This is a genomic window from Pantoea sp. EKM101V, assembly GCF_011800325.1.
GTDB classification, from domain to species: Bacteria; Pseudomonadota; Gammaproteobacteria; order Enterobacterales; family Enterobacteriaceae; genus Pantoea; species Pantoea anthophila.
Genome location: NZ_JAALFP010000006.1, coordinates 188851 through 214287, shown reverse-complemented (window position 1 = coordinate 214287; position 25437 = coordinate 188851). Strand labels below are relative to the sequence as shown.

At 57.6% G+C, this 25437-nt stretch carries 27 protein-coding genes and 1 tRNA gene; 16 read left to right on the top strand and 12 right to left on the bottom strand.

Annotated elements, in window-relative coordinates:
* Positions 1-148: 148 nt before the first annotated feature.
* Positions 149-967 (top strand): DUF4225 domain-containing protein, encoded by an 819-nt coding sequence (locus HFD92_RS12065; protein WP_167429001.1) that lies wholly within the window; start codon positions 149-151, stop codon positions 965-967.
* Here HFD92_RS12065 and HFD92_RS12060 read toward each other — a convergent pair.
* The 3 genes from HFD92_RS12060 to HFD92_RS12050 all read right to left on the bottom strand — a co-directional run bounded on the left by HFD92_RS12060 (position 964) and on the right by HFD92_RS12050 (position 2224).
* On the bottom strand, positions 964-1287 hold the full coding sequence (locus HFD92_RS12060; RefSeq protein ID WP_167429000.1) for a hypothetical protein: 324 nt from the start codon (positions 1285-1287) through the stop codon (positions 964-966). The genes HFD92_RS12065 and HFD92_RS12060 overlap by 4 nt on opposite strands.
* A 262-nt stretch (positions 1288-1549) precedes the next feature.
* Positions 1550-1626: transfer RNA gene (locus HFD92_RS12055), tRNA-Arg, on the bottom strand.
* Positions 1627-1720: 94 nt separating this feature from the next.
* A complete protein-coding gene (locus tag HFD92_RS12050) occupies positions 1721-2224 on the bottom strand; it encodes a DUF1198 family protein (RefSeq protein WP_167428999.1) in 504 nt (167 codons plus the stop codon).
* 173 nt (positions 2225-2397) lie between these two features.
* Here HFD92_RS12050 and folD point away from each other — a divergent pair, with 173 nt between their 5' ends.
* Positions 2398-3264, top strand: a complete 867-nt coding sequence (gene folD, locus HFD92_RS12045; RefSeq protein WP_009091578.1) for a bifunctional methylenetetrahydrofolate dehydrogenase/methenyltetrahydrofolate cyclohydrolase FolD — start codon at positions 2398-2400, stop codon at positions 3262-3264.
* Complete coding sequence (gene ybcJ, locus HFD92_RS12040; protein ID WP_111207351.1) at positions 3265-3477, top strand: ribosome-associated protein YbcJ; 213 nt, start codon at positions 3265-3267, stop codon at positions 3475-3477.
* A 27-nt stretch (positions 3478-3504) separates the two neighbouring features.
* On the opposite strand, the gene HFD92_RS12035 is transcribed toward ybcJ, so the two are convergent.
* Together HFD92_RS12035 and cysS are read right to left on the bottom strand one after the other, a co-directional pair.
* Positions 3505-4611, bottom strand: a complete 1107-nt coding sequence (locus HFD92_RS12035) for an AAA family ATPase (protein WP_167428998.1) — start codon at positions 4609-4611, stop codon at positions 3505-3507.
* Positions 4612-4644: 33 nt separating this feature from the next.
* Positions 4645-6030: a cysteine--tRNA ligase gene (gene cysS, locus HFD92_RS12030; protein WP_167428997.1), complete on the bottom strand. Its 1386-nt coding sequence runs from the start codon at positions 6028-6030 to the stop codon at positions 4645-4647.
* Between the two features lie 212 nt (positions 6031-6242).
* Here cysS and ppiB point away from each other — a divergent pair, with 212 nt between their 5' ends.
* The 4 genes from ppiB (at position 6243) to purK (ending at position 9151) form a co-directional block, all read left to right on the top strand.
* Positions 6243-6737, top strand: a complete 495-nt coding sequence (gene ppiB / locus HFD92_RS12025; RefSeq protein WP_009091583.1) for a peptidylprolyl isomerase B — start codon at positions 6243-6245, stop codon at positions 6735-6737.
* Positions 6737-7453, top strand: coding sequence for a UDP-2,3-diacylglucosamine diphosphatase (lpxH, locus tag HFD92_RS12020; protein WP_167428996.1), 717 nt, complete (start codon positions 6737-6739; stop codon positions 7451-7453). Before ppiB ends, lpxH begins: the two co-directional genes overlap by 1 nt.
* Before the next feature lie 130 nt (positions 7454-7583).
* Positions 7584-8090 (top strand): 5-(carboxyamino)imidazole ribonucleotide mutase, encoded by a 507-nt coding sequence (gene purE, locus HFD92_RS12015; RefSeq protein ID WP_111207349.1) that lies wholly within the window; start codon positions 7584-7586, stop codon positions 8088-8090.
* Entirely contained in the window at positions 8087-9151 is a 1065-nt protein-coding gene (gene purK / locus HFD92_RS12010; protein ID WP_058956345.1) for a 5-(carboxyamino)imidazole ribonucleotide synthase, read from the top strand. Before purE ends, purK begins: the two co-directional genes overlap by 4 nt.
* Before the next feature lie 77 nt (positions 9152-9228).
* On the opposite strand, the gene ybbP is transcribed toward purK, so the two are convergent.
* Both ybbP and ybbA read right to left on the bottom strand, forming a co-directional pair.
* The gene (gene ybbP / locus HFD92_RS12005; protein ID WP_167428995.1) at positions 9229-11646 is read right to left on the bottom strand and encodes a putative ABC transporter permease subunit YbbP; all 2418 of its coding nucleotides are present in this window, start codon (positions 11644-11646) and stop codon (positions 9229-9231) included.
* Positions 11643-12329 (bottom strand): putative ABC transporter ATP-binding protein YbbA, encoded by a 687-nt coding sequence (gene ybbA, locus HFD92_RS12000; RefSeq protein ID WP_009091595.1) that lies wholly within the window; start codon positions 12327-12329, stop codon positions 11643-11645. The genes ybbP and ybbA overlap by 4 nt, the downstream gene beginning before the upstream one ends.
* Here ybbA and tesA point away from each other — a divergent pair.
* On the top strand, positions 12297-12923 hold the full coding sequence (gene tesA, locus HFD92_RS11995) for a multifunctional acyl-CoA thioesterase I/protease I/lysophospholipase L1 (RefSeq protein ID WP_140028190.1): 627 nt from the start codon (positions 12297-12299) through the stop codon (positions 12921-12923). The two genes, ybbA and tesA, sit on opposite strands and share 33 nt — an antisense overlap.
* 363 nt (positions 12924-13286) lie before the next feature.
* Here tesA and HFD92_RS11990 read toward each other — a convergent pair whose 3' ends face one another.
* Both HFD92_RS11990 and HFD92_RS11985 read right to left on the bottom strand, forming a co-directional pair.
* Positions 13287-13472 (bottom strand): hypothetical protein, encoded by a 186-nt coding sequence (locus tag HFD92_RS11990; RefSeq protein ID WP_140923293.1) that lies wholly within the window; start codon positions 13470-13472, stop codon positions 13287-13289.
* Positions 13435-14079 (bottom strand): hypothetical protein, encoded by a 645-nt coding sequence (locus tag HFD92_RS11985; RefSeq protein ID WP_167428937.1) that lies wholly within the window; start codon positions 14077-14079, stop codon positions 13435-13437. Before HFD92_RS11985 ends, HFD92_RS11990 begins: the two co-directional genes overlap by 38 nt.
* 341 nt (positions 14080-14420) lie before the next feature.
* Here HFD92_RS11985 and HFD92_RS11980 point away from each other — a divergent pair, with 341 nt between their 5' ends.
* The 4 genes from HFD92_RS11980 (at position 14421) to HFD92_RS11965 (ending at position 17549) form a co-directional block, all read left to right on the top strand.
* Positions 14421-15194: an SDR family oxidoreductase gene (locus tag HFD92_RS11980; protein WP_167428994.1), complete on the top strand. Its 774-nt coding sequence runs from the start codon at positions 14421-14423 to the stop codon at positions 15192-15194.
* A 79-nt stretch (positions 15195-15273) separates the two neighbouring features.
* Positions 15274-16131, top strand: coding sequence for a co-chaperone YbbN (locus HFD92_RS11975; RefSeq protein ID WP_009091602.1), 858 nt, complete (start codon positions 15274-15276; stop codon positions 16129-16131).
* Between the two features lie 57 nt (positions 16132-16188).
* Positions 16189-17103, top strand: coding sequence for an SPFH domain-containing protein (locus HFD92_RS11970; protein ID WP_009091604.1), 915 nt, complete (start codon positions 16189-16191; stop codon positions 17101-17103).
* A complete protein-coding gene (locus HFD92_RS11965; RefSeq protein ID WP_167428993.1) occupies positions 17103-17549 on the top strand; it encodes an NfeD family protein in 447 nt (148 codons plus the stop codon). Before HFD92_RS11970 ends, HFD92_RS11965 begins: the two co-directional genes overlap by 1 nt.
* On the opposite strand, the gene cueR is transcribed toward HFD92_RS11965, so the two are convergent.
* Complete coding sequence (gene cueR, locus HFD92_RS11960) at positions 17537-17941, bottom strand: Cu(I)-responsive transcriptional regulator (protein ID WP_009091609.1); 405 nt, start codon at positions 17939-17941, stop codon at positions 17537-17539. The genes HFD92_RS11965 and cueR overlap by 13 nt on opposite strands.
* A 97-nt stretch (positions 17942-18038) precedes the next feature.
* Between cueR and copA the strand changes: the two genes are divergently transcribed.
* From copA to ybaK, 3 genes are all read left to right on the top strand, one after another.
* Entirely contained in the window at positions 18039-20552 is a 2514-nt protein-coding gene (gene copA / locus HFD92_RS11955) for a copper-exporting P-type ATPase CopA (protein ID WP_167428992.1), read from the top strand.
* Between the two features lie 71 nt (positions 20553-20623).
* Positions 20624-21427 (top strand): TraB/GumN family protein, encoded by an 804-nt coding sequence (locus HFD92_RS11950; protein WP_167428991.1) that lies wholly within the window; start codon positions 20624-20626, stop codon positions 21425-21427.
* Positions 21428-21602: 175 nt separating this feature from the next.
* Complete coding sequence (gene ybaK, locus HFD92_RS11945) at positions 21603-22082, top strand: Cys-tRNA(Pro)/Cys-tRNA(Cys) deacylase YbaK (protein WP_111207342.1); 480 nt, start codon at positions 21603-21605, stop codon at positions 22080-22082.
* Here ybaK and HFD92_RS11940 read toward each other — a convergent pair.
* Positions 22079-22948, bottom strand: a complete 870-nt coding sequence (locus HFD92_RS11940) for a LysR family transcriptional regulator (RefSeq protein WP_167428990.1) — start codon at positions 22946-22948, stop codon at positions 22079-22081. The genes ybaK and HFD92_RS11940 overlap by 4 nt on opposite strands.
* A gap of 89 nt (positions 22949-23037) precedes the next feature.
* Here HFD92_RS11940 and HFD92_RS11935 point away from each other — a divergent pair, with 89 nt between their 5' ends.
* The gene (locus tag HFD92_RS11935; RefSeq protein ID WP_167428989.1) at positions 23038-23469 is read left to right on the top strand and encodes a multidrug/biocide efflux PACE transporter; all 432 of its coding nucleotides are present in this window, start codon (positions 23038-23040) and stop codon (positions 23467-23469) included.
* Between the two features lie 34 nt (positions 23470-23503).
* Here HFD92_RS11935 and ushA read toward each other — a convergent pair whose 3' ends face one another.
* Positions 23504-25276, bottom strand: coding sequence for a bifunctional UDP-sugar hydrolase/5'-nucleotidase UshA (ushA, locus tag HFD92_RS11930; RefSeq protein ID WP_167428988.1), 1773 nt, complete (start codon positions 25274-25276; stop codon positions 23504-23506).
* Positions 25277-25437 lie beyond the last annotated feature (161 nt).

The following is a 25437-nucleotide window of genomic DNA, read 5'->3' as shown; positions in this document are numbered from 1 at the left end:
GGGGGAGATAGCCAGCTCGCTGATGGGGATAATTCTCAACATCGCTTTCATTACCTGGACTTCAATTTGTGATCACCTGCAACTCCAGTTATTTTAGGAACTGATTAGGCACATTCAGTGAGATCCACTTTTATTCAGAGGCACTGTTATGGACAACTATTGGGACACAAAAAGACTGTCAAATTACCTCCTGACGATGGCAAATCTGGAAGCCAATCAGTTAGTGAATATAGCAACTACCCTTTCGCAATTTCATCTTAGAGATGCTCTTCTAAGAGTAAAATTTCAGGATGAAGTGCGTCAGTTTGCCCGGCTGCAGCTCCAGGCAATTCGCACATCGACCTCGGACAATGAATGTCAGCAATGTATTCAGAATCTTAAGCAGGAAAGCCAGTATCTGAAGATTCAGGACAGAATGCTCAGAACCGGAGAAGCTGTCATATCGTCTTCGGTGCAGTTTTACCATGACCATGAAAAGGTCATTGGATATGTAATTAATGGCATCGGCGTAGTGTTGAGCGGCTTACAGATCGTGGCTGGAGTCGGTCTGATTGTAGGTTCTGTAACAACCGGTAATGTTTTAGGCGTTGTAGCGGGTTCAACTCTGGTGATGAATGGAGTGGGATCAGGGATTGAGACCTTAGGGAGCCTTAGCGGTGTGGCTCACCCATCCAACCCAGTAAGAGATAAATATGAGGATGTTGCAGATTTCTTTGGTTTTGATAAGCGTCTCGGATTATTAGCCTATCAGGTAGTTGATTTGACAACTTCATACTATGGCATTTTCAAGCTGACTTTGAAGCCAGAAGCCTGGAGGCTATACAAATATCTGCCTACTGACTATTACCGCAAAGTTCAGGTGATGAGTAAACCTGCACTGGCTTTAAAAGGCGCTGGAGCAGTCTATAAAGGGAGTGGGATAGGTATCAACCTTTATCAAATGCAAAATAGCGCCGCTCAATACTAACCTCTGGTTCTTCTGATAAATTTGTTAGCTTTCCAGGCCAGGTTCAAAGGCGTAACAAAATAGACCACAAGGAATGCAAACGTCAGAACAACAATGTATGGAATGGCATTTGAAGCATCTCCATTAAAAATGCCATCCAATCCAATAAGTATCAAAATAACAAGGGCTATAACTCCACCCCAGAAACGCTTGCTTAAATCAATCACAAGGCTTTGGAGTGTGTCTTTTTTTGACTCGTCTTTTTTAATGATGCTTTTGAGCTTACCTATGTCTTTAGCAGAGAAACCATTATTATAAAGTTCTTGCTCAAATTCGTTCATCTGATTCATCCTGAATGAAATTATGACATGAGCAAAATATAGCATAGTGAATCTGGTACATGCTAACTCGCCTGTTTACATGACCAGAGAAAACATCTGTGTTTGTTCAGACGTCCAGAATGCTTCCTTACTCACAATCATCAGGGCCTTAATGCCTGCCTAAATAGGGTGCCGTAATGAATATCAAAAGAGTAAGAAATCAGAATCTTATTATGCCAAGGGACGAAAATGAATCTGGCGATGCTTAAGTGAAAGGAAAAGCTGGCACGCCCTACAGGATTCGAACCTGTGACCTACGGCTTAGAAGGCCGGTGCTCTATCCAGCTGAGCTAAGGGCGCATGGAGATGGCACGGATTATACGTCGGGAAGCGGGTACGTCAACGTTTTTGCCGCTTCCCGGCTGCGAAGTGCTGCTGTAATGACCAATTGGCGTCAGTGACGCTTGCGCCATTCGCTGAGCGACACGAGTTTACTGCTGCCGGTGAATTCTCCTTCCAGCTCAATCCCTTGTGATGTGAAATACGCATTGTATTGCTCACGAAGTGCGTGCAGCTCCTGGCTATCTGGCTCCAGCTGTCGCAGAAAGCCCAGCGCGAGCAGCAGCTGCTGGCGGCTGATAAGCGGTGGAAAACCGGCATGCCTGAGAATCGCATGCCAGCGCTGGCTGTTCTCCTCGCTGCCGTCAACAATCAACACCTGCCAGATCAGCAGAACCGCTGCCCCATTATGCAGATGCGTTTCGTTGTCGCTGCTGAGATAGTCGGTAAACTCTTTCGCCGCCTCTTTGCCCATCATAGAGAGCATCGATTCCACCTGTACCGGTGGCAGATGCAGCCGTTTGCTGAGCCGCTGGGCGGCGTGGCGTGAGCCAGCGGTGAGCAGCTGAAATCCAGCGACAAATACCACCGCCAGCGTAGCAAGCATTATCCAAATCATGACATCGTCCCCGGGTTGTCCTGCTGATATCATACGCATGCAGGCTGGCTCTCGTCGCGACGAAAAAGCCGGAAGGCGCATACACGGCTGAAACTGTGACTGACAGCAGCCCGCGCTTCTGACAAAATAGCCCCCTTCCCCGATTCAACACAACACAGTGGATTTCCTCTCTGATGGCAGCAAAAATTATTGACGGTAAAACGATTGCGCAGCAGGTGCGCGTTGAGGTTGCGGAAAAAGTGAAGCAGCGCCTGGCGGCCGGAAAACGCGCCCCGGGCCTGGCTGTCGTGCTGGTGGGTGAAAACCCGGCCTCGCAAATCTATGTGGCCAGCAAACGCCGTGCCTGTGAAGAGGTCGGATTCCACTCGCGCTCTTACGATCTGCCCGCCACCACCCGCGAAGATGAGCTGCTGGCGCTGATCGATACGCTCAATCAGGATGACGATATTGATGGCATCCTGGTTCAGCTGCCGCTGCCAGCGGGCATCGATAACGTGAAGGTGCTGGAGCGCATCACGCCTGATAAAGATGTCGATGGATTCCACCCTTACAACGTGGGTCGCCTGTGTCAGCGCGCGCCCACGCTGCGTCCCTGCACGCCGCGCGGTATCATCACGCTGCTGGAGCGCTACAACATCGACACCTACGGCCTGAATGCCGTGGTGGTCGGCGCGTCCAACATCGTCGGTCGCCCGATGAGCATGGAACTGCTGCTGGCGGGCTGCACCACAACCGTCACCCACCGTTTTACTAAAGATCTGCGTCACCACATTGAACACGCCGATCTGCTGGTGGTCGCGGTGGGCAAACCCAACTTTATTCCGGGTGACTGGATTAAACCCGGCGCGATTGTCATCGACGTGGGGATCAACCGTCTTGAGAGCGGCAAAGTGGTGGGCGACGTTGATTTTGAGAGCGCATCAGCACGCGCCTCCTACATCACGCCGGTGCCGGGCGGTGTGGGCCCAATGACCGTCGCAACACTGATTCAAAACACGCTGCAGGCGTGTGAAGAGTTTCACGATAAAGAGGTAGATTAAATGGCAACGTTTTCACTGGGAAAATTCCCGCATGTCGATCTGTGTGACCTGCTGAAGCTGGAAGGCTGGGTTCAGAGCGGCGCACAGGCAAAAGTCGTGATTGCCGACGGTGAAGTGAAGGTCGATGGGGCGGTGGAAACCCGTAAGCGCTGCAAAATCGTAGCCGGTCAGACCGTTGAATTCGCGGGTTACCGCATTACTGTGGTCGCGTAATCTTCAGGCGTCCCTGCGGGGACGCTGTTACAGCAACGCCTCTCCCCTGATCCTCGTCTCCCCTTCCCGCTGTTCCAGTGCAATATGATTCACTGCCGTATGCTGTGCAATCAGCGTCGCGAGACGCGGTGAGTGGCTGGTGATCCAGAGCTGACTGAACTGACTGGCTTCGGCAATCAGACGGGCCAGAGCAGGCAACAGATCTTCATGCAAACTGTTTTCCGGCTCATTCAGCGCCATAAAGGCGGGAGGACGCGGGCTGAGCAGTGCCACAACCAGACAAAGAAAACGTAGGGTGCCGTCAGAAAACTCCGCGCTCTCCAGCGGACGCAGAATGCCCTGACGGGACATCAGCATCTGAAAACGACCGTTCTGTACGTCCACATCAAACTGGCTGTCGGGAAACGCCTGCGCCATCACCTCAAACAGCAGTTCTGAATGCCCGCGTTCCACAATGGTCGCCCAGGCCGCCGCCAGATTACTGCCGTCATGGCTCAGCACCGGTGCACGCACCCCAATCTGCGGTGCCCGGATGGGTGACCCTGGCCAGACGGCAAACTCATGATAGAAGCGCCACTGCTGCAGACGTTCGCGCAGCTGCGAAAGCTCCGGGTAGCGATGCGGTTCACCGAGCTGACCAAACAGCGACTCTTCCGGATGCAGCACCGCCGGATACGCGATGCGCTCTCCCTCCACGTTGTGCAGAAAGGCGGTCTGATTTTCACGCTGCATAATGCAGGCGGAAGGACGGCGCTGCTGACCGCTGAGCCAGAGCCGCTCCGCCTTCACCAGCGGATCGAGATTGAACAGGCTGATTACCAGCGGTTCAGGAAAGCCAATCTCCAGCTGATAATCCATGTCATCCATCACCACGGCCAGTTCCAGCCGCTTTGGATCGTGGCGGCGATCGCCGCGACGCAGACCGCCGGCCCACATCGCTTTCTGAATGCCGCCCTCCTCCGCCAGCGCCTGGGCCAGACGACCGCAGGCCGCCTCATGCAGCAGCCGTACCGCTTTATAGAGGTTGGATTTACCGCAGCCGTTAGGGCCGCTCACCACATTGAGCTGCTGCAGTGACAGCGTCAGGTTACGGACTGAACGGAAGCCACGGATCTCAATTTGTTCAATCGTCATAATAAAAAAGGGCGATTGCTCGCCCTCTCCGGTTTATTTTCGACGCCAGCTGGAGCCCTGAGGCCCATCCTCGACAATCACGCCCAGCGCGTTCAGTTTGTCGCGGGCGATATCTGCTTCCGCCCAGGCTTTAGCCGCGCGCGCATCGGCTCGGGCTTTCACCCAATGCTCAATCTCGGCAACCTCTTCATCATTTACCTGCGCGCCGCTCTGCAGGAACAGCTCCGGGTCCTGCTGCAGAATGCCCAGCACTCTGGCCAGCTCACGCAGCTTCGACGCCAGCCCATGCGCTGAGGCGCCCTCTTCGCTTTTCAGGCGGTTCACTTCACGCGCCATATCAAACAGCACCGAGTAGGCTTCCGGGGTATTGAAGTCATCATCCATTGCGCTGCGGAAACGCGCTTCAAACGCTTCACCGCCGCTGGCTGGCACGCTGCTGTCAGTGTGGCGCAGCGCCGTATAGAGACGCTCCAGCGCCGCACGCGCCTGATTGAGGTTATCTTCGCCGTAGTTGAGCTGGCTGCGATAGTGACCGGACATCAGGAAGTAACGCACCGTCTCCGCGTCATAGTGCTGCAGCACATCACGTACGGTGAAGAAGTTGCCGAGTGACTTAGACATCTTCTCACGGTCAACCATCACCATGCCGGAGTGCATCCAGTAGTTAACGTACGGACCGTCATGGGCACAGCCCGACTGGGCAATTTCATTTTCATGGTGCGGGAACATCAAATCGGAGCCGCCGCCGTGAATATCGAAATGGCTGCCCAGCTGTTTGCAGTTCATGGCCGAGCACTCGATGTGCCAGCCAGGACGACCGTTGCCCCACGGTGATGACCAGGCCGGTTCATCCGCTTTAGACATCTTCCACAGCACGAAATCCATCGGGTTACGCTTCACGTCAGCGACTTCAACCCGTGCGCCTGCCTGCAGCTGTTCCAGATCCTGGCGCGACAGTGCGCCGTAGTCAGGATCGCTCAGCACATCAAACATCACGTCGCCGTTATCTGCCACATAGGCGTGACCACGGGCGATCAGCGTCTCCACCAGCGCAATGATTTCCGGGATGTGGCGGGTCGCACGCGGCTCCTGATCCGGCGGCAGAATCCCCAGCGCGGCGAAGTCATTGTGCATCTCGCCAATCATGCGGTTGGTCAGGGTTTCGATGCTCTCGCCGTTTTCATTGGCGCGTTTGATGATTTTGTCATCAATATCCGTAATGTTGCGCACATAATTAAGCTGGTAACCCAGATAGCGCAGATAACGCGCCACCACGTCAAACGCCACGAACGTCCGCCCATGACCAATGTGACAGAGGTCATACACCGTGATGCCGCAAACATACATGCCGATTTTCCCGGCATGAATGGGTTTGAATTCCTCTTTCTGTCGACTCAGGGTGTTATAAATCTTAAGCATTGAACGGTTCCGTTTTCGCGTGTGGTTGACACTTTTAAGTATCCAGACATTGTGCCGTATTTTTATCGCTCGCGCGACGCAAAGCAAGCCAACTGCGCCGTGCTGCTGACGCGTCATTGGAAATTATGATATAAGAACGGTCGACAAAAAGGGGGACGCCATCCGACAGAGCGACCCCGGCTACTGATCACAACCTTTACAGGACGACAAAAATGGTAACTTTCCAGACGAACCATGGCGATATCGTAATCAAAACCTTCGATGATAAAGCGCCAGCAACCGTACAGAACTTCCTGGATTACTGCCGTGAAGGTTTTTACGACAACACCATTTTTCACCGCGTAATCAACGGCTTTATGATTCAGGGCGGCGGCTTTGAGCCGGGCATGAAGCAGAAAGCGACCAAAGACGAAATCAAAAACGAAGCGAACAACGGCCTGAAAAACACCAAAGGTACGCTGGCTATGGCTCGCACCTCTGCGCCGCACTCAGCGACGGCACAGTTTTTCATCAACGTGGCTGACAACGACTTCCTGAACTTCCGTGATGAAAGCGTTCAGGGCTGGGGCTACTGCGTATTCGCTGAAGTGGTTGAAGGCATGGATGTGGTCGAGAAGATCAAAGCGGTCTCTACCGGTCGCAGCGGCATGCATCAGGATGTACCGAAAGATGACGTCGTTATCCAGAAAGTGACCGTCAGCGAGTAATGTCGCGCACGCTGTTTATCGCAGATCTCCATCTGTGTCAGGAAGAACCGGCGATTACCGCCGGTTTTCTGCATTTTTTACAGCGCGAAGCGCCCCACTGCGACGCGCTCTATATTCTCGGCGATCTGTTTGAGGCCTGGATTGGCGACGACGATCCCAATCCTCTGCATCAGCAGGTGGCCAGCGCCCTGCGCGCCCTGCCGGTTCCGGTTTACTTTATTCACGGCAATCGCGACTTTCTGGTGGGCCGACGTTTCGCGCGTGCCAGCGGGATGACACTGCTGCCCGAAGAACAGGTGCTGACGCTGTATGGCCATCGACTGCTGATCATGCATGGCGATACGCTCTGTACCGATGACGCCGGTTATCTGCGCTTTCGCGCCAAAGTGCACAATCCGTGGATTCAGCGGCTGTTTCTGGCCCTGCCGTTGTGGGTCCGCAAACGCATTGCTGCCCGGATGCGCGCCGACAGTAAACAGGCTAATCAGCACAAATCACAGAGCATCATGGATGTGAATCAGGATGCGGTGGTCGCGACGATGCAGCGCCATCAGGTGCCGCTGCTGATCCACGGGCACACCCATCGTCCGGCGATTCATACGCTGACCCTGCAGAGTGAGGCGGCGCAACGCGCGGTACTCGGCGCCTGGCACAGCCGCGGCTCCATGATCCAGCTTGACGCTGCTGGCATTCAGCTTATCGATTTCGACTTTTAACCGGTGGGTAAATCCCCGACATCAGCCCGACGCAACCGTTTTCCTTGCGCCCTTCTCATGCTATTCTCTGTGCCCTTCAAAACCTGTCCGCCCGGCCAGGTCTGTTTGTTCATTCACAGGAGTTGACCGCATGTCATCCAACGCCCCGGCCCGCATCGCCATTGTCATGGGTTCCAGAAGTGACTGGGCCACCATGCAGTTCGCCGCTGAGATCCTTACCAGCCTGGACGTCCCATTTCATGTCGAAGTGGTCTCTGCGCACCGCACCCCGGATAAACTGTTCAGCTTCGCCGAAACGGCAGCCGAAAACGGTTTTCAGGTGATCATTGCCGGTGCAGGTGGCGCGGCACATCTGCCGGGTATGCTGGCGGCCAAAACCCTGGTGCCGGTACTGGGTGTACCGGTGCAGAGCGCGGCACTGAGCGGCGTGGATAGCCTCTACTCGATTGTTCAGATGCCGCGCGGTATTCCGGTCGGTACGCTGGCAATTGGCAAAGCGGGCGCAGCCAATGCCGCCCTGCTGGCGGCGCAGATTCTGGCCCTGCATGACGGCGCGCTGGCGTCACGTCTCGATCACTGGCGGCAGAGCCAGACCGATGAGGTGCTGAACCATCCCGATCCGCGGGTGGATGCATGAAGCCGGTCTGCGTTCTGGGCAACGGCCAGTTAGGCCGTATGCTGCGTCAGGCCGGTGAACCGCTGGGCATTGCGGTCTATCCGGTGGGTCTGGACGCCGATCCTGCCGCGCTTCCTATCGCCGACAGCGTGATCACCGCCGAAATCGAACGCTGGCCGGAAACGGCGCTGACGCGGGAACTGGCCCGTCATCCGGCCTTTGTGAATCGCGATATTTTTCCGCGTCTGGCCGACCGCCTGACGCAGAAACAGCTGCTGGATGAGCTGGGGCTCGCCACCGCGCCGTGGCAGTTGCTGGCGGATAAAAGCGAATGGCCGGCGGTGTTTAACTCGCTGGGCGAACTGGCCATTGTAAAACGCCGCACCGGGGGTTACGACGGGCGCGGTCAGTGGCGTCTGCGCGCCGGTGAGACGCACACCCTGCCGGAGGAGTGCTACGGTGATTGCATCGTTGAGCAGGGCATCAACTTTTCCGGTGAAGTCTCCCTGGTGGGCGCACGCGGCCACGATGGCAACGTTGTGTTCTATCCGCTGACGCATAACCTGCATCAGGACGGCATACTGCGCACCAGCGTGGCGCTGCCGCAGGCGGATCAGGCGCAGCAACAGCAGGCCGAGGCGATGCTGAGTGCAATCATGCAGGCGCTGAATTACGTGGGCGTGATGGCGATGGAGTGTTTTGTTACGCCTGCCGGACTGCTGATCAACGAGCTGGCCCCGCGTGTGCATAACAGCGGCCACTGGACGCAGAACGGCGCGTCAGTCAGCCAGTTTGAGCTGCATCTGCGTGCCATTCTGGGTCTGCCCCTGCCGCAGCCGGTGGTGTTTGCCCCGTCGGTGATGGTCAATCTGATCGGCACTGCGGTGAACCTCAGCTGGCTGCAGCAGCCGCTGGTGCATCTGCACTGGTATGACAAAGAGGTACGTCCGGGCCGTAAGGTGGGTCATCTCAATCTGACCGACAGCGATGCAGAACGGCTTAAGGCCGCGCTGGATGCGCTGGTACCGCAGTTACCGGAAGAGTATGCCAGCGGCATCGCCTGGGCCGTTGAAAAACTGTAGTTCCCCGTTACCCGCTCGCGGGTACGGTCCGGATGAAGCTTAAAGGCGGCCTGGTGCCGCCTTTAAGCCATTATCCCTTACGCCGCATCAAACTTCCTGAACAGCGCCTTTCCTTTCAGTAACCGGATCCCCAGCCAGCCGCCGCACAGCGATAACAGCAGGGCACCGCACAACGGCAACGCCAGCCACAGTGTCCAGTCCGGCTGCCACGGGAAGTCGAAAATCTTACGCTGCAATCCCCACAGCGCCGCCTCCGCGCCTATGGCCGCCGCCACACCTGAAACTACCCCCAGCAGTGCAAACTCACACCACAGCGTGGTGCGCAGTAGTCGCCTGCCGGCACCCAGCGTTCGATAGACCACCAGCTCCTGACGACGCTGGCGCATACCGACCTGAATCTGCGCCAGCAACAGCAGGATGCCGCAGGCGGTGACCAGCACCACCATAATCTCCAGCGCCTGACTGACCTGCGTCAGCACCTGACCGACCTGCCGCATGATGCCGCCGATATCCAGCAGGCTTAGCGTCGGAAAGGCCCGGTTAAGCGCGGCCAGCAGAGCGGGATCGGACGCCATGCGGAAGCTGGTGAGCCAGGTCTGAGGCTGGCTGTCGAGCGCCCCAGGTGGAAAGATAAAAAAGAAGTTTGGCTTCAGGCTCTCCCAGTCCACTTTGCGCAGACTGCTGATGCGGGCACTGAAGGTCTGCGTATCGCCTTCAAATGTCAGGGTATCACCCAGCTTCAGGCCCAGCCTGTCCGCCAGTTCCACTTCCATCGATACTTCACCCGCGCCAGGCGGCCAGCTGCCGGCCACCAGCGGATTGTGATCCGGGCGCTCCGCCAGGGCCGTCAGGTTAAGTTCACGGTTGAGAGCGTTATCCCGTTCGGGGTCGGCAGGTTTGCCATTGAGTCCGGTGAGCCGCACCCGTGCAATCGGATAAAAGGTTTCGGGCCTGATCTGGTGCGACTGCAGGAAATCGCGCACCTGCGGCACCTGATCGGCCGTCATATTCAGCAGGAAGAAGTTCGGGCTGTCCGCCGGTAGCTGCTGCTGCCAGCGATCCAGCAGATCGCCGCGCATCACCAGCAGCAGCGCCAGCAGCATAAACGAGAACGAAAAAGCCGCGAGCTGGCTCAGCGTCATGCCGGGCTGGCGCAACAACCGGTTGATAGCCAGCCGTAACGCCAGATTGCGCACCACCAGCCGGCGCAGCAGCAGCAGGGTTCCCCAGCCGAGCAGGGCCAGCAGTGCCGCCAGCACCACCACGCCTGCCAGCAGCGCCCAGAGCATTTTACTGCCACCGACCAGCAGAGCGAGCAGCGCAACGACCACGCCGCCCATCAGCGGAATATAGATTTTTAGCGGCCAGAGGCTGGCGACCGCATCACGCCGCAGAACGCGGAGTGGCTGCGTCGCCAGCAGCAGCCGGTAGGGGCGCAGGCCGACCAGCAGCGAAATCACAAACAGCGATCCCACAGCCCAGATCCACGGCCAGAGGCTGGCGGCGGGTAAGCTGGCGGGCAGGACCGGTTTCAGCATCGCCATCAGCATCGCTTCCACGCCCTGCCCCACCAGGCCACCGGCTATCGCCGCCAGCAGCAGCACAGCCAGCCACTGACCGATTATCAGGCGCTGCAATGCGCCCTGCGTAGCGCCCAGGGTTTTCAGCACCGCCACCAGATCGTAGCGGCTGCGACAGTAGTGACTCATGGCGACCGCCACGGCGGCTATCGCCAGCATCAGCGTCAGCAGCGCCGAGAGCAGCAGAAACTGCTGCGCCCGCTGCATGGATCGCCCCAGCGCATCTTCGGAATTGTCGACGCTGATCCAGCGCTGGTCCGTTTTCAGCTGTGGTTCAATCCAGCGGTCATAGCGGGCCAGCGCTTCAGGATTACCCAGAAACTTATAGCGCCAGGTCAGGCGACTGCCGGGCTGAATTGCACCGGTTTTTGCAGCATCGGCCAGGTTAATCAGCAGACGCGGCGCCATTTCAAAGGGGTTGAAGCCACCATCCGGCTCCTGGATCAGCTCCCCGGTTATCCGCAGCCGGGTGTCCCCCACGTCCAGCATATCGCCCACTTTCAGATTCAGCAGCGCCATCAGGCGCGGGGCGGCCAGGGCGGTGCCCGCCTGCGGTTTCAGCCCCGGTGGGGCTGTCTGCAGCGTGCCAGCCATCGGATAGCGATCGTCTACCGCTTTCACGGCGGCGAGCTGAGGCGACTCACCGGCAAAGGTCATAGTCATAAAGGTCAGCTGTCGGCTGACCGTCAGACCGCTCTGCTGCGCTTTCTCCAGCCAGGCTTCCGGCGCCGCATCTGTGCTGCGCAGCGTGCGGTCACCCGCCATAAAATCACGGCTCTGCTGATTCAGCCCTTTTTCCATCCGATCGCTGATCGATCCCAGTGCCAGCACGCAGGCCACCGCCAGCGTCAGGGCCAGCCAGACAATCAGCAGCGAGGGCGACCGCCACTCGCGCCAGAACCAGCGCCAGATCATTGCTCCTCCCACAATTTACCGTCACGCAGCCGGAGACGACGGTCGCAGCGCGCCGCCAGTTGCTCATCATGTGTCACCAGAATCAGGGTGGTGGCAAAGTCACGGTTCAGGGAAAAAAGCAGATCGGCGATGCGATCGCCGGTTTTGCGGTCGAGATTGCCGGTCGGCTCATCGGCAAACAGCAGACCCGGCCGCCCACTGAAGGCGCGTGCCAGCGCGACCCGCTGCTGTTCGCCGCCGGAAAGCTGAGCCGGCAGATGATGCAGACGTTCCCCCAGCCCCAGCAGCGTCAGAAGTTCACGCGCCTGTTCACGGCTCTGACGGTCACTGTCACCACGCAGCAGCGAGGGCAGCTGCACGTTCTCCAGCGCGTTGAGGGTTGGCACCAGCATAAAAGACTGAAAAACAAAGCCGACCTGCCGGGCGCGCAGGGCCGCTCGCTGCTCTTCGTTCATCTGGTGCAGCGGCTGCCCCAGCAGATGAACTTCGCCGCTACTGCCATCATCCAGCCCGGCCAGAATGCCCAGCAGCGTTGACTTACCGGAACCTGACTCGCCTATCAGCGCAATGGTCTCGGCTGGTTTGACAACCAGCTCAACTCCGGTAAGGATGGTTAACTGATGCTCTCCCTGACCGACGGACTTAGTAAGATGATGAACTTCAACAATGTTTTCCGCTGGCATTATCCCTTCCTGTTATTGGTTCTTCTGCTGGTGTCGCGGTTTGCGGCTGCCGATACCCTGATGGTGCTGGGCGACAGCCTGAGTGCGGGCTATCGCATGTCCGCCACGGCCGCCTGGCCCAGCCTGCTTAACAAGCAGTGGCAGCAGCAGCCTGAAGTCATCAACGCCAGTATCAGCGGTGATACCTCCGCTCAGGGGCTGGCGCGTCTGCCCGCGCTATTAAAACAGCATCAGCCGCAATGGGTGTTAATCGAATTGGGCGGTAACGATGGCCTGCGTGGTTTCCCGCCCGCGACGATTACGCAGACGCTGAGTAAAGTGATCGAAGATGTCAAAGCCGCCAATGCGAAACCGCTGCTGATGCAGATTCGCCTGCCGGCCAACTATGGTCGCCGCTACACCGAGGCGTTCAGCGGCATCTATCCGGGATTAGCGCAGCAACACAATATTCCGCTGGTGCCCTTCTTCATGGAGCAGGTCTATCTGAAACCTGAATGGATGCAGCAGGACGGCATCCACCCCAATCCCGATGCCCAGCCTTTTATCGCCCGGTTCATGGCGAAAGAGCTGGCCCCTTTAGTTAAGCAGCCGTAGCGCGACCGGATACGCGAAAAGGGTAAAGAAATGCAAAAAATGCCTGATAATTAATAATATTTAAAACATCTATCGGTTCAGTTAACAATCGCGACAGTGTGTGGGCCGTTCCTGGCTGAACCTGACTTATTCCCGATTGCGCTGGTTCAAGCCAACATGAGCAAAGTAATATATTTAAGCCACTCAAAAGAGCGGCTTTTTTCAGCCTGGGGTCAGAGATGACACCAGGGTTGAACGTCTGCGTTTAACCTGCTGCCTGCAGGCAGGAATCAAGTCCGATCAGTATGCCTTAGATTTTAAAAACAGGCTTTAACGGCTTTCTATTTTGTATTGCCTGCCATTGGGAAAAAGAACGATTCAGATTCAGGTCTGCCTGATTTTCGCTGCTCCATATGAAATCACATAGCCTGCTATCAGTGCCCCAATACAGCCGACGATTTTCATCCATGTGTTTTCAAACCAGTAAAAAGAACCCATTGCAAAAATCACGGCTAAAAAAGTAATGGTTCCTTCAATTGCGTGAGAAATTAATGATTTTACAAATTTCATTCTGTATTCCTTTGCAATTGATTGGATGTCCCTCAATGAATACAAGGTAAGGCTCTAATTGTCGTTCAACAAGGAAATAAACCCTATCCAGATTATCTTTTGATACCCTACCGTACGTAACGGGATACCGGGTTCTCATCCTTTCAGATGCCCTTGCTGACTCTTCAATTATTCCCTGGAGCATGACTACGTTTAAGGAGACTGAAGCACTGAATCGGATGAAATGCCTGTACGCCTCGTCAATAGCCAATCGACGCAACATTATACTCGCCGTTGTCTGAGCCAGTGTAATCTGCCCGGCTGTTCTTCCTGCAACACTTCCAGCGCCGTAACCCAGTTTATTGTTAACAGCCTCTTTGCCTTCATCATTAAGCTTCTGATAAAACGCGGTGAAAACAAGCGTAATCAGTCTGCGCAAAGGTGACTCAGCATTACCCAGGCTTTTGAGCATACGGAAAAAACGCTCCGTCTCAGCCTGGTTTCGTTGTCGGATGCTTTCCCCCGCGAGTCCGCTCCCCTCCCAACTTCTGACCAGCCCCATGTAAGCCGTATGAGGTATAGAGGAGAGCCCATCGACAATACCGGCCGCAGCCTGCTTAATGTCCATATTCCATCCCTGCCGCTCTGAAACTGGATAAAGAATAATCAAAACTCACAAGTGCTTTCAAACGAATTTATTAAAGGGCCTGCATTTCTTCCTGCACCGCACCAGCGCTATCATTTCGTCAGATGATGCTAACTGGAACAATAACTTCACCATGACACTGCTTTATGCCCGCTCTGGGTCTGAACATCATGAACATGCTATTGTAGAAACACATTTTTATGGCGGAATCCTGATATACCAGGGGGAGACGTGAAATGCTGACTCTTTACAATCAGGTATATATGCAAAAGAAATAACAGCTTAATTCAGAAGAAACATAAAACCCGAAGGAGTATGCATTTGTGCAAAAAACCATCCTGATTACAGGTTGTTCCAGTGGCATCGGCCTGGTCGCTGCACAGGATCTGCTGGCGCGCGGCTATCGGGTGATCGCCGCCTGTCGCAAAGCAGATGATGTCGCGCGCATGAGTTCGCTGGGCTTTATCGGACTTCAGCTGGATCTTGACGATCCGCAGAGCGTGGATCAGGCCGCAGACACGGTCATTGCACTCTGCGATAACCGTCTGTACGCGCTGTTTAACAACGCCGGCTTTGGCCTCTATGGCCCGCTTCGGACGCTGACCCGCCAGCAGCTGGAACAGCAGTTTTCCAGCAACTTTTTCGGTGTCCATCAGCTGACGCTGCGGCTGTTACCCGCGCTGCAGGCCAGCGGCGACGGACGCATTGTTAACACCAGTTCGGTGCTGGGACTGATCTCGACCCCCGGCCGCGGGGCGTATGCCGCCAGTAAATATGCACTGGAAGCCTGGAGCGATGCGCTGCGGCTGGAAGTACGCAGCAGCGGCATCCGGGTCAGCCTGATTGAGCCCGGCCCGATCCAGACCCGCTTTACCGACAACGTGACGCAGGGCGAACAGCACAATCCGGTGCGCAATCCCGGCATCGCGGCCCGTTTTACCCTGCCACCGGAAGCCATTCTGCCGAAACTTCGTCACGCACTCGAGAGTCAGCATCCCCGTTTACGTTATCCGGTGACCCTGGTCGCACACGTGATGAGCCTGCTGAAACGGTTGCTGCCTGGCTGGATGCTGGATCGCATTTTGCGCAGCCATTAATCAGCCGCAGGCATTAGCGCTTGAAGCCGGGCCCGTTGGCCCCATATTCTTAGAACACTTTTTGCAAAGAGACTTCTCCATGTCACCACATGCTTCGATCATCGACATCAACGAATCTAACCTGCAGCAGACCCTTGAGCAGTCGATGCAGCTGCCGGTGCTGTTCTACTTCTGGTCTGAGCGCAGCCAGCACTGTCAGGAACTGACGCCGCTGCTGGAGCGACTGGCACAGGAGTATGCGGGTCAGTTTATTCTCGCCCGACTGGATTGCGACAGAGAGCAGCGCGTGGCGGCGCAGTTTGGTCTGCGCTCTATCCCGACCGTCTACCTGTTCCAGGATGGTCAGCCGGTCGACGGCTTCCAGGGTCCGCAGCCGGAAGAGGCTATCCGCGCCCTGCTGGAAAAAGTCCTGCCGCGCGAAGAAGAGCTGAAAGCCCAGCAGGCGATGGCGCTGATGCAGGAAGGGAAACCGCTGGAAGCGCTGCCGCTGCTGAAAGAGGCGTGGCAGTTAAGCAAACAGTCCAGCGAAATCGGCTTCCTGCTGGCAGACGTGCTGATTACGCTGAACCGCAGCGATGAAGCGGAAGCGGTGCTGAAAGTGGTGCCGTTGCAGGATCAGGATACCCGTTATCAGAGCCTGATGGCGCAGATCGATCTACTGAAACAGGCGGCGGACACGCCGGAGATCCAGCAGCTGCAATCCCAGCTGGAAGCGGAGCCGGCTAACGCCGGGCTGGCTGCTAAACTTGCGTTACAGCTGCATCAGGTGGGCCGGAATGAAGAGGCGCTGGAACTGCTGTTCAGCTTCCTGAAATCCGATCTGAATGCGGCGGATGGCCAGGCGCGTAAAATGCTGCAGGAGATTCTGGCTGCGCTGGGCACCGGCGATGCACTTGCCGCGCGCTACCGTCGTCAGCTCTACTCCCTGCTTTACTGACCGGCAGACCCCGGGCCGAAGCGACTCGGCCCGTTATTCTGACAATGCGGAGGTTGTATGATAACAGTAATTCCTGCCCTGATTGTGCTGGCACTGGTGGCTGTCTGGGCGACAGTCAAGGTCGTGCCACAAGGTTTTCAATGGACGGTTGAACGTTTTGGCCGTTATACCCGCACCCTGCAACCCGGACTGAGCCTGGTGGTGCCGTTCATGGATCGTGTCGGTCGCAGGATCAACATGATGGAACAGGTGCTGGATATCCCCTCCCAGGAGATCATCTCCAAAGACAATGCTAACGTCACCATCGATGCGGTCTGCTTTATTCAGGTCGTTGACCCGGCGCGCGCCGCCTATGAGGTCAGCAATCTTGAGCAGGCGATTCTGAATCTCACCATGACTAACATGCGCACCGTGCTGGGCAGCATGGAGCTGGATGAAATGCTCTCTCAGCGCGACAGCATTAACACCCGCCTGCTGCACATTGTGGATGAAGCGACCAATCCGTGGGGCGTCAAGATTACCCGTATAGAGATCCGCGATGTTCGTCCACCGCAGGAGCTGGTTGGCGCGATGAATGCGCAGATGAAAGCGGAGCGCACCAAACGCGCTGATATTCTGACCGCTGAAGGGGTGCGTCAGGCGGCTATCCTGCGGGCTGAAGGGGATAAGCAGTCGCAAATCCTCAAAGCCGAAGGGGAACGGACCTCGGCCTTCCTGCAGGCTGAAGCGCGTGAACGTCAGGCAGAAGCGGAAGCCAACGCCACGAAAATGGTCTCTGAAGCGATCGCCGCGGGCGACATTCAGGCGATCAACTATTTCGTCGCGCAGAAGTATACCGATGCACTGCAGAAAATCGGCGAAGGGAATAACAGCAAAGTGGTGATGATGCCGCTGGATGCCAGCAGCCTGCTCGGTTCGATTGCGGGCATCGGCGAACTGCTGAAAGAAACCCGCACTGAGTCGAAACGCTGATGCTGGTCGATATCATTGCGCATCCGCACTGGTTCTGGCTGACGCTAGGAGGATTACTGCTGGCGGCGGAGATGCTGGGCACCAGCGGTTATCTGCTCTGGATCGGGCTGGCGGCGGTGCTGGTCGGTGTCTTTGAATGGTTTGTTCCGCTCAGCTGGACGGCACAGGGGGCAACGTTTGCTGTGCTGACGCTGGTCTGCGTCTTCTTATGGTATCGCTGGATGCGTCACCGCGAAGCGCATCAGGCTCCGAATGCGCTGAATCAGCGGGGTCGTCAGATGATCGGCTCGACGCTGACGCTGGATACCGCCTTGCAGAATCGTACCGGACACGTGCGCATCGGAGACAGCAGCTGGCGGGTGCAGGCCGATCGGGATCTGCCGGCGGGCACCCCGGTGATCGTGGTCGGCATTGAAGGCATTACGCTGCGTGTTCAGCCACGCTGAGCGCAGCACCCGGCCAGATTGTTGATAATCGGGCATTCGGCGCTCTCATCGCCCGGACAGGCGTCTGCCAGTGCCAGCAGACGAGCCCGCATCGCGTGCAGCTCTTCAATGTGCGCGGCTATTTCTTCGGCTTTCTGCAGGGTTCGGGCTTTAACATCCGCACTGTGGCGCGAGGGATTATTAAACAGCGCCACCAGCTCACGGCACTCATCCAGCGTGAAACCCACCTGCCGCGCCTGACGTAACAGGTTCAGCTCATCAAGGTGGTGTCCGCTGTAGCTGCGGTAACCATTTTCACTGCGCACTGGCGGCGTGACCACCCCCTTCTCTTCATAAAAACGGATCGCCTTGCTGGTCAGCCCGGTCTTTTTCGCCACATCGCTGATGTTCATTTTCGTCCCCTTGACCTTCCCCTTGATGGAAGGTTTATGCTTAAGCATGAATCGAAACTGGCTTAACGGTCAAATATGTTCACCTGAGGAGCTGATTATGTCACATACCCTTTCCCTTGCCCTGGACGGCTTGTCCTGTGGACACTGCGTCAAACGCGTGAAAGAGGCACTGGAACAGCGCGACGACGTCGACCACGTGGAGGTCACGCTGCAGGAAGCCCAGGTTTCCGGTCACGCGGAGGCCGCTGCGCTGATCGCCACCGTGGAGCAGGCAGGCTATCACGCGACGCTGAAACCGGCGGACACCTTCCCAAAGTCTGAACCGTTGACAGCATCGGAGCCGCCGCCGGAGGCGCTGACAACGGATAATGCCTCGCAGCCGGCAGAAAAAACCGCTCCCACTCATGTGCTGCTGATCGACGGGATGAGCTGCGCCAGCTGTGTCAGCCGGGTAGAAAAAGCACTGCAGCAGGTTGCCGGCGTCACTCAGGCGCGGGTTAATCTCGGTGAACGCAGCGCGCTGGTGCTGGGTGATGCTGATCCGCAGTCGCTGGTGGCCGCTGTCGATGCCGCAGGCTATGGCGCGCAGGTGGTTGATGATGAACAGGAGCGGCGCGAAAAGCAGCAGCAGAGCGCCCGCAGCGCGATGCGCCGCTTTAGCTGGCAGGCGGCTGTCGCGCTGGCCTTTGGCGTGCCCCTGATGATCTGGGGCATGGTGGGCGACAACATGATGCTCACCGACAGCAACCACACTCTCTGGCTGACGCTGGGCTGCCTTACCCTGCTGATCATGGTGCTTACCGGCAGCCATTTTTACCGCAGTGCCTGGCGCAGTCTGCGCAACGGCAGTGCCACCATGGATACGCTGGTGGCACTCGGCACCAGTGCGGCCTGGATCTACTCTTTCAGTGTGGTGCTCTGGCCGGGCTTCTTCCCGCCGCAGGCCCGCCATCTCTATTTTGAAGCCAGCGTCATGATTCTGGGCCTGATCAACCTGGGCCATGCCCTGGAGCAGCGCGCACGTCAGCGCTCGTCAGAAGCGCTGGAGCGCCTGCTCGATCTGACCCCGGCTCAGGCGCGCCAGGTCGGCGAACAGGGTGACCAGCTGATACCGGTCAGCGCGGTGCAGCCCGGCATGCGGCTGCGTCTGGTCACGGGCGACCGGGTGCCGGTCGATGGCGACATCGCCAGCGGTGAAGGCTGGTTTGATGAGGCGATGCTGACCGGCGAAGCGGTGCCACAAAGTAAAAGCCCGGGTGCGGCGATTTTTGCCGGTACCCTGGTGCAGGATGGATCGGTGGAATTCATCGCGAAAGCCACCGGCGAGCAGACGACCCTGTCGCGCATTATCCGGCTGGTGCGGCAGGCACAGAGCAGCAAACCCGACGTGGGCCGGCTGGCCGATCGCATCTCTGCCATCTTTGTGCCGGTGGTGGTGGTGATTGCGCTTCTCAGCGCTGCCGTGTGGTATCTGTTCGGGCCACAGCCGCAGATTGCCTACACGCTGGTGATTGCGACGACGGTGCTGATCATCGCCTGCCCCTGCGCACTGGGACTGGCGACGCCGATGTCGATCATTGCCGGTGTGGGTCGCGCCGCCGAGCTGGGCGTGCTGGTTCGTGACGCCGATGCGCTGCAACGCGCCAGCCAGATCGACACCCTGGTATTTGATAAAACCGGCACCCTGACCGCGGGTACGCCGCAGGTCAGCGATGTTCAGGCCTGGGGCACAGCCAGCCGGGAATCGGTGATCGCAGCGGCCGCCGCGCTGGAGTTTGCCTCCGGGCATCCGCTGGCCAAAGCGATTGTGGCTGAAGCGAAACTGACACAGCCTCCTGCCGTTGCGCAATTTCGTACAATACGCGGCAAAGGTGTCAGCGGCATACTGGATGGCAGAACGCTGCTGCTGGGTAATGCGGCACTGATGCAGGAGAACGGCGTCGATTGCCGGATAGCGGAAGCAGAGATTGTGCGCCTGACGCAGCAGGGCGCTACCCCTGTGTTGCTGGCTGAACAGGGTGAGCTGGTCGGATTAATCGCGCTGCGCGACAGGCTGCGACCGGAAAGCCGGGCCGCCCTCCAGCGCCTGCATCAGCAGGGTTATCGTCTGATGATGCTGACCGGGGACCACGAGACGACCGCGCGCGCCATTGCTGCCGAAGCGGGCATTGACGAGGTTATTGCAGGCGTTCTGCCGGAAGGCAAAGCGGCAGCGATTACCCAATTACAGCAGCAGGGGCATCGCGTGGCGATGGTCGGAGACGGTATCAATGACGCGCCCGCGCTGGCGCAGGCCGACGTGGGTATTGCCATGGGCGGCGGCAGTGATGTGGCTGTCGAAACCGCAGGGATTACCCTGATGCGCGCTGACCTTAACAGCGTGGCGGATGCGCTAGCCCTCTCATCGGCGACACTGCGCAATATCCGGCAGAACCTCTTCGGAGCCTTTGTTTATAACAGCATCGGTATTCCGGTGGCGGCAGGCGTGCTCTATCCGCTGACCGGCACGCTGCTCAGTCCGATTGTGGCCGGTGCGGCGATGGCGCTCTCCTCGATTACGGTGGTCAGCAATGCTAATCGCCTGCTGCGTTACCGGCCACCGCGCCCGTGATCGTTGTTCCGGCGCTGTTTTTCCCTCGCTGAAGTCGCTAGCATGGGGTTTTACATCGCAAAGGACCGGGAATGACAGGCAACTTCTGGCGCTCACTGCGCGGCTTTATCGGCCAGCTTTTCCCCGCCAGTTACCGCTGGCCGGCAATGGATGTCCGGCTTGGCGACCGTCAGCTGCATCTGGTTGGCAGCATCCACATGGGGACCCGCGACATGCAGCCGCTGCCCGCCCGCCTGTTGCGTCAGCTGCAGCAGGCTGATGCGCTGATTGTGGAAGCGGATATTACCCAGGGCGGCTCACCCTTTGATCACGCTGGCGATCGCCCTGCCCTCGCCTCCCGGCTCGATGACCAGGCGATGCAAAGGCTCAGCGCACTCTGTCAGGAGATGAGCCTGACGCTGAGCCAGTTTGATCATCTGCCTGCGTGGCAGGTGGCGCTGATGTTACAGGCACAGCAGGCGCAGAGGCTGGGATTAAGGCCTGATTACGGCATTGATTATCAGCTGTTGCAGGCCGCGAAAGGTCTGAACAAACCGGTGATTGAGCTGGAAGGCGCCGATGCGCAGATCGCCCTGCTGACCGCGCTGCCCGATGACGGTATGGCCCTGTTACAGGATACGCTGCTGCACTGGCACACCAATGCCCGGCTGCTGCAGATGATGGTGAGCTGGTGGCTCGATACGCCACCCCGTCAGCCAGATATCACCCTGCCCTCCACGTTCAGCCAGACGCTGAACGATACCCTGATCGGTCAGCGTAATGCGCAGTGGTGTAAAAGCCTGCAGAGTCTGGCGGCGGGCAACTATGTGGTGGCGGTGGGGGCGCTGCACCTCTATGGCGAACATAACCTGCCTGAGATGCTGAAGAGGCCCTGAAAAAAAAGAGAGCCGATAAGATTATCGGCTCGTCAAAGAGGAATTTGTTTATGATTTTGGTTATCGCTCAGCAACCGAATTGCTGGCGCGCGGCCAATTTTCACTCAAAGAACAAAATTCCGCCACCTTTTTCCATCATTAAGCGTAATAAGATTTTTCTGAGTAAGGAACCCGTATGACGCCCGCCGTAAAATTGCTGGAAAAACAGAAGGTCAGTTTTACCCTGCATCCCTATGAGCATGACAGCAACGAAACCCATTTTGGAGACGAAGCGGTGCGCAAGCTCAATCTGGATGCCCGCCAGGTCTATAAAACGCTGCTGGTCGCCCTTAATGGCGAGGCGAAGCAGCTGGCGGTGGCGATTACGCCGGTTTCGACGCAGCTGGATCTGAAGAAGGTGGCAAAGGCGCTGGGCGCAAAAAAAGCGGATATGGCCGACCCGCAGCTGGCACAACGGGTCACCGGCTATCTGGTGGGGGGGATCAGCCCGCTGGGACAGAAAAAACGACTGCCTACCGTCATCGATCACTCCGCCAGCGCGTTCAGCGCCATGTTTATCTCCGGCGGCAAACGGGGGCTGGATATCGAACTGGCACCCGGCGATCTTTCACGACTGCTGGATGCGCCGTTTGCGGATATTGCCCGCCACGATTAAACCCGTGGCTGAGCACAGAGGTGGTCGATCATCCAGCGCCCCGCCGGACCGGGTGGCGTGCGGCGTGACCAGACAACCTCAACAGCGATATGCTGCGGCCAGCCCGGCAGCGACAGCTCTTTCAACACGCCATGCCCGAATTGTTTCACCAGCCAGCGCGGCAGAATCGTCCAGCCAAATCCCTGTTCCGCCATCTCCAGCAGTAACAGATAGGTGGGCGCAGACCAGATACGCCCCATCGGTTTTGGCTGGTGCGCTTCAACCCAGGTGTTAAGCCGCAGATGCCGAACCGGCTCCAGCTGGCTTTCGCTGAGGATCTCCGCCTGTGCCAGCGGGTGATCGCGATGTAAAAAGATGGCCATCTGTGCTTCAACCTGCAGTCGCGCCACCGCGATATCCACCGGCAGATTGGGTTGCGCCCGCACGACGCCCAGATGGACCCGCCCGGCCTGCAGCAGGTCCAGCACGTCCTCATCTTCCGCAATCATGCACTCCAGTTCCAGCTCCGGGTAGCGGGCATCAAGCTGTTTCAGCAGCTGTTCATGATGATCGGTTTGCCAGAAATCGGACATGGCAAAACTGAGCCGGGGCTCAACCCCCTGCGACAGGCGTATCGCCAGCGCATCCAGCCGTTCACTGGCGGCCAGAATCTGCTGAACCTGAGGCAGCACACGGTGCCCCTGTTCCGTCAGGATAGGCTGACGACCGGCACGGTCAAACAGCGCAAAACCGAGATCGTCTTCTAAACTGGCCACCGCTGCACTGATGGTGGACTGGCTTTTGCCCAGCGCGCGCGCAGCCGCAGAAAAGGAGCCGCTCGCCACCGTCTGCATAAAAGCCTCAAGGGATTCCGGGGAGTATCGCATTCGTTCCATCGCTTTTTTCGATAGGTTTTCATTTTATCTTAGCATTCTGCGATGGGAAAATGCGCCGCATGATTGAAGGAGAAAACACAATGCGTACCCGCTCACTTAAAGAACGTATTCTTCATGCCGTCTGTTTTGAGACGCTGGCGATTCTGACCGTTTCGCCGCTGGCGGCCTGGGTGATGAATAAACCGCTGTTTCAGATGGGATCGCTGGCGATTATGCTTTCAACCGCGGCGATGCTGTGGAACATGATCTACAACGCCGGGTTTGATCGGATCTATGCGCCGGGCGAGAAACGCGGGGCTGTCGTGCGTGCCGTTCATGCGCTGGGATTTGAAGGTGGCTTTATCCTGATCGGTCTGCCGATTGCCGCCCTGATGCTGGATATTACCCTGTGGCAGGCGTTTCTGGTGGAAGTGGCCTTTTTCCTCTTCTTCCTGCCGTTTACCCTCGCTTATAACTGGGGCTGGGATCAGCTGCGCGCCCGCTGGATCAGGCGTCGCCACTGCCGGGCATGAGAAAATCGGGAGGCGCAGACGCCTCCCGGTGCGTTCAATGCGTGCGGGCTGTTTCGTTCCCCCACGGCCAGATCCACGCCAGAATCATTTTCGGGTAGTTACGCTTACGCGCTTTTTCGGCCGCTTCATCCCGCGCCCGGATCTGCTCATCGGTCAGATGCACGATCTGGCCTTTGGGCTGATAGTCACTGGCTTTAAGCGGCGAATGGGCGTGAATCCACTCACGCAGTACCTGCGCATCCACCGCTCCGCTGTTGCGATAGCCCGCGTGGTTATCCAGACGCGGATAACCGTCGCCACCTGCCGCATTAAAGCTGTTGGTCGCCATACGATAGTGCTGCGTCTCCTGCAGCGGCTTGCCGTTGATCATGACGTCGCTGACCTGCTTTCCATCCGCGGTCAGGCTGATCCCGGCAAACTGGGCGTAGCCCCCCGTGTCCGGCTGAATATTGGCAACCACATCCAGATATTTTTTAATCTCCGCGCCGGTCAGGCTGACAGAGACCACCTGATTGCCAAACGGCTGAACCTGCAGCAGATCCCGCCAGCTGAGTTTGCCCGATTTCAGCGAGGTGCGAATGCCACCGCCGCTCATCACGGCAAAATCCGCCTGCGTGTGCGCCATCTGGGCGCGCAGAATCAGCTGGCCGAGGTTGGTCTGCTCAAAGCGAACCTGCTCTTTTTCACCGCTGAAGTCGCCGTCGGCGCTGCCGACATTGACGGTTAACTTCGCCTCCGCCCGCTTCTGGAACGGCATCAGCAGTTTCATCATCGCACTGTTTTTAGGGATCTCCTCCTGCCAGGTGAGCCAGGTTTCGCTGCCATCGGCATTTTTCACCCGGTGTTTAAGATTCACCGGCACCAGCTGATACGCCTCCAGCGCCACCTGACCGTTGCGGAAGGTAAAATCGCCGCGTCCGACATATCTGCCCCACTTGTCGGCCTGCATAATCCAGATGCCATTTTGCTTATCAGGCTGGCATGGCTGACCAGGCTGATAATTTTTCACGCTGACGTTCTCTTTTTCCATACAGACGGCGTCATGCGAATGACCGCCGACAATCAGATTGATTGTCCCGGCGGGCAGGCTGCGCGCCAGGGTGACATCGTCAATGCCGTTGCTGCCATGGTTGCCATCGTCATAGTGACCAAGATGGGTCAGCGCGATAATCACATCCGGCTTCTCTGTGGCGCGCAGTTCGGCCACCGCCTTCACGGCTTCAGCAATCGGATCGCGGAAGTCGGTATCTTTCAGTCCTTCAGGGTTAGCCAGCTTCGCCGTGTCAGGCGTGATCAGCCCGACAACCGCGATTTTCAGTCCGAGACGGTTAAAGACCGCCCAGGGTTTAAACATCCGCTGACCGGTGCTTTTCTGATAGACGTTGGCAGCCAGCAGCGGGAAGCGCGCCCACTTCTCCTGCTTACGCAGCACCGCAATCGGCTTATCAAACTCATGATTGCCCAGCGCCATGACATCATAACCAATCAGGTTCATCGCCCGAAAATCAGGTTCTGCATCCAGCTCGTCAGACTCCGGCACCCCGGTGTTCACATCCCCGGCGGAGAGGATCAGTGCGCCGCCGCCTCTGGCCTGCACGTCATAGCGCATCGTGTCCATCAGCGTTTTCTGTGCCGCCAGACCATACTCGCCCTGTTCATTAAACCAGAAATGGCCATGCTCATCGTTTGTGTGCAGCACGCTGAAGCGATAGCTGCGGTCGGCCTGGGCGGCCTGTGAAAACAGCGGAAACAGCGCCATCAGCAGCGCGACGCCCGCCCCTGTCCATTTTGAAAACACCACTGACATTCTCCTTAATTTTCCCCTGGCCCGAATTCCCGGCCGCATTGCCCCACTGTGTCGCACATTCTCCCGGCGAACTCAAGGCCAATGCGCATTACTCCAGCTGCACCGGTCCGCGCAATGCCGCCAGCAGAACCGGGGGCGGGCACCGTATCGCAGGCTCCCTG

What these genes read in the sequence shown, in the direction of transcription:
- ushA (WP_167428988.1), bottom strand. Translation starts at nt 25,276, where the DNA reads ATGTCAGTGGTGTTTTCAAAATGGACAGGGGCGGGCGTCGCGCTGCTG.
- ybaK (WP_111207342.1), top strand. Translation starts at nt 21,603, where the DNA reads ATGACGCCCGCCGTAAAATTGCTGGAAAAACAGAAGGTCAGTTTTACC.
- purE (WP_111207349.1), top strand. Translation starts at nt 7,584, where the DNA reads ATGTCATCCAACGCCCCGGCCCGCATCGCCATTGTCATGGGTTCCAGA.
- ybbP (WP_167428995.1), bottom strand. Translation starts at nt 11,646, where the DNA reads ATGATCTGGCGCTGGTTCTGGCGCGAGTGGCGGTCGCCCTCGCTGCTG.
- HFD92_RS12060 (WP_167429000.1), bottom strand. Translation starts at nt 1,287, where the DNA reads ATGAACGAATTTGAGCAAGAACTTTATAATAATGGTTTCTCTGCTAAA.
- ybcJ (WP_111207351.1), top strand. Translation starts at nt 3,265, where the DNA reads ATGGCAACGTTTTCACTGGGAAAATTCCCGCATGTCGATCTGTGTGAC.
- ybbA (WP_009091595.1), bottom strand. Translation starts at nt 12,329, where the DNA reads ATGCCAGCGGAAAACATTGTTGAAGTTCATCATCTTACTAAGTCCGTC.
- HFD92_RS11940 (WP_167428990.1), bottom strand. Translation starts at nt 22,948, where the DNA reads ATGCGATACTCCCCGGAATCCCTTGAGGCTTTTATGCAGACGGTGGCG.
- cueR (WP_009091609.1), bottom strand. Translation starts at nt 17,941, where the DNA reads ATGAACATCAGCGATGTGGCGAAAAAGACCGGGCTGACCAGCAAGGCG.
- HFD92_RS11970 (WP_009091604.1), top strand. Translation starts at nt 16,189, where the DNA reads ATGATAACAGTAATTCCTGCCCTGATTGTGCTGGCACTGGTGGCTGTC.
- HFD92_RS11985 (WP_167428937.1), bottom strand. Translation starts at nt 14,079, where the DNA reads ATGGACATTAAGCAGGCTGCGGCCGGTATTGTCGATGGGCTCTCCTCT.
- folD (WP_009091578.1), top strand. Translation starts at nt 2,398, where the DNA reads ATGGCAGCAAAAATTATTGACGGTAAAACGATTGCGCAGCAGGTGCGC.
- copA (WP_167428992.1), top strand. Translation starts at nt 18,039, where the DNA reads ATGTCACATACCCTTTCCCTTGCCCTGGACGGCTTGTCCTGTGGACAC.
- purK (WP_058956345.1), top strand. Translation starts at nt 8,087, where the DNA reads ATGAAGCCGGTCTGCGTTCTGGGCAACGGCCAGTTAGGCCGTATGCTG.
- HFD92_RS11950 (WP_167428991.1), top strand. Translation starts at nt 20,624, where the DNA reads ATGACAGGCAACTTCTGGCGCTCACTGCGCGGCTTTATCGGCCAGCTT.
- HFD92_RS12065 (WP_167429001.1), top strand. Translation starts at nt 149, where the DNA reads ATGGACAACTATTGGGACACAAAAAGACTGTCAAATTACCTCCTGACG.
- cysS (WP_167428997.1), bottom strand. Translation starts at nt 6,030, where the DNA reads ATGCTTAAGATTTATAACACCCTGAGTCGACAGAAAGAGGAATTCAAA.
- HFD92_RS11975 (WP_009091602.1), top strand. Translation starts at nt 15,274, where the DNA reads ATGTCACCACATGCTTCGATCATCGACATCAACGAATCTAACCTGCAG.
- HFD92_RS11935 (WP_167428989.1), top strand. Translation starts at nt 23,038, where the DNA reads ATGCGTACCCGCTCACTTAAAGAACGTATTCTTCATGCCGTCTGTTTT.
- lpxH (WP_167428996.1), top strand. Translation starts at nt 6,737, where the DNA reads ATGTCGCGCACGCTGTTTATCGCAGATCTCCATCTGTGTCAGGAAGAA.
- HFD92_RS12035 (WP_167428998.1), bottom strand. Translation starts at nt 4,611, where the DNA reads ATGACGATTGAACAAATTGAGATCCGTGGCTTCCGTTCAGTCCGTAAC.
- tesA (WP_140028190.1), top strand. Translation starts at nt 12,297, where the DNA reads ATGATGAACTTCAACAATGTTTTCCGCTGGCATTATCCCTTCCTGTTA.
- HFD92_RS12050 (WP_167428999.1), bottom strand. Translation starts at nt 2,224, where the DNA reads ATGATTTGGATAATGCTTGCTACGCTGGCGGTGGTATTTGTCGCTGGA.
- HFD92_RS11990 (WP_140923293.1), bottom strand. Translation starts at nt 13,472, where the DNA reads ATGAAATTTGTAAAATCATTAATTTCTCACGCAATTGAAGGAACCATT.
- HFD92_RS11965 (WP_167428993.1), top strand. Translation starts at nt 17,103, where the DNA reads ATGCTGGTCGATATCATTGCGCATCCGCACTGGTTCTGGCTGACGCTA.
- ppiB (WP_009091583.1), top strand. Translation starts at nt 6,243, where the DNA reads ATGGTAACTTTCCAGACGAACCATGGCGATATCGTAATCAAAACCTTC.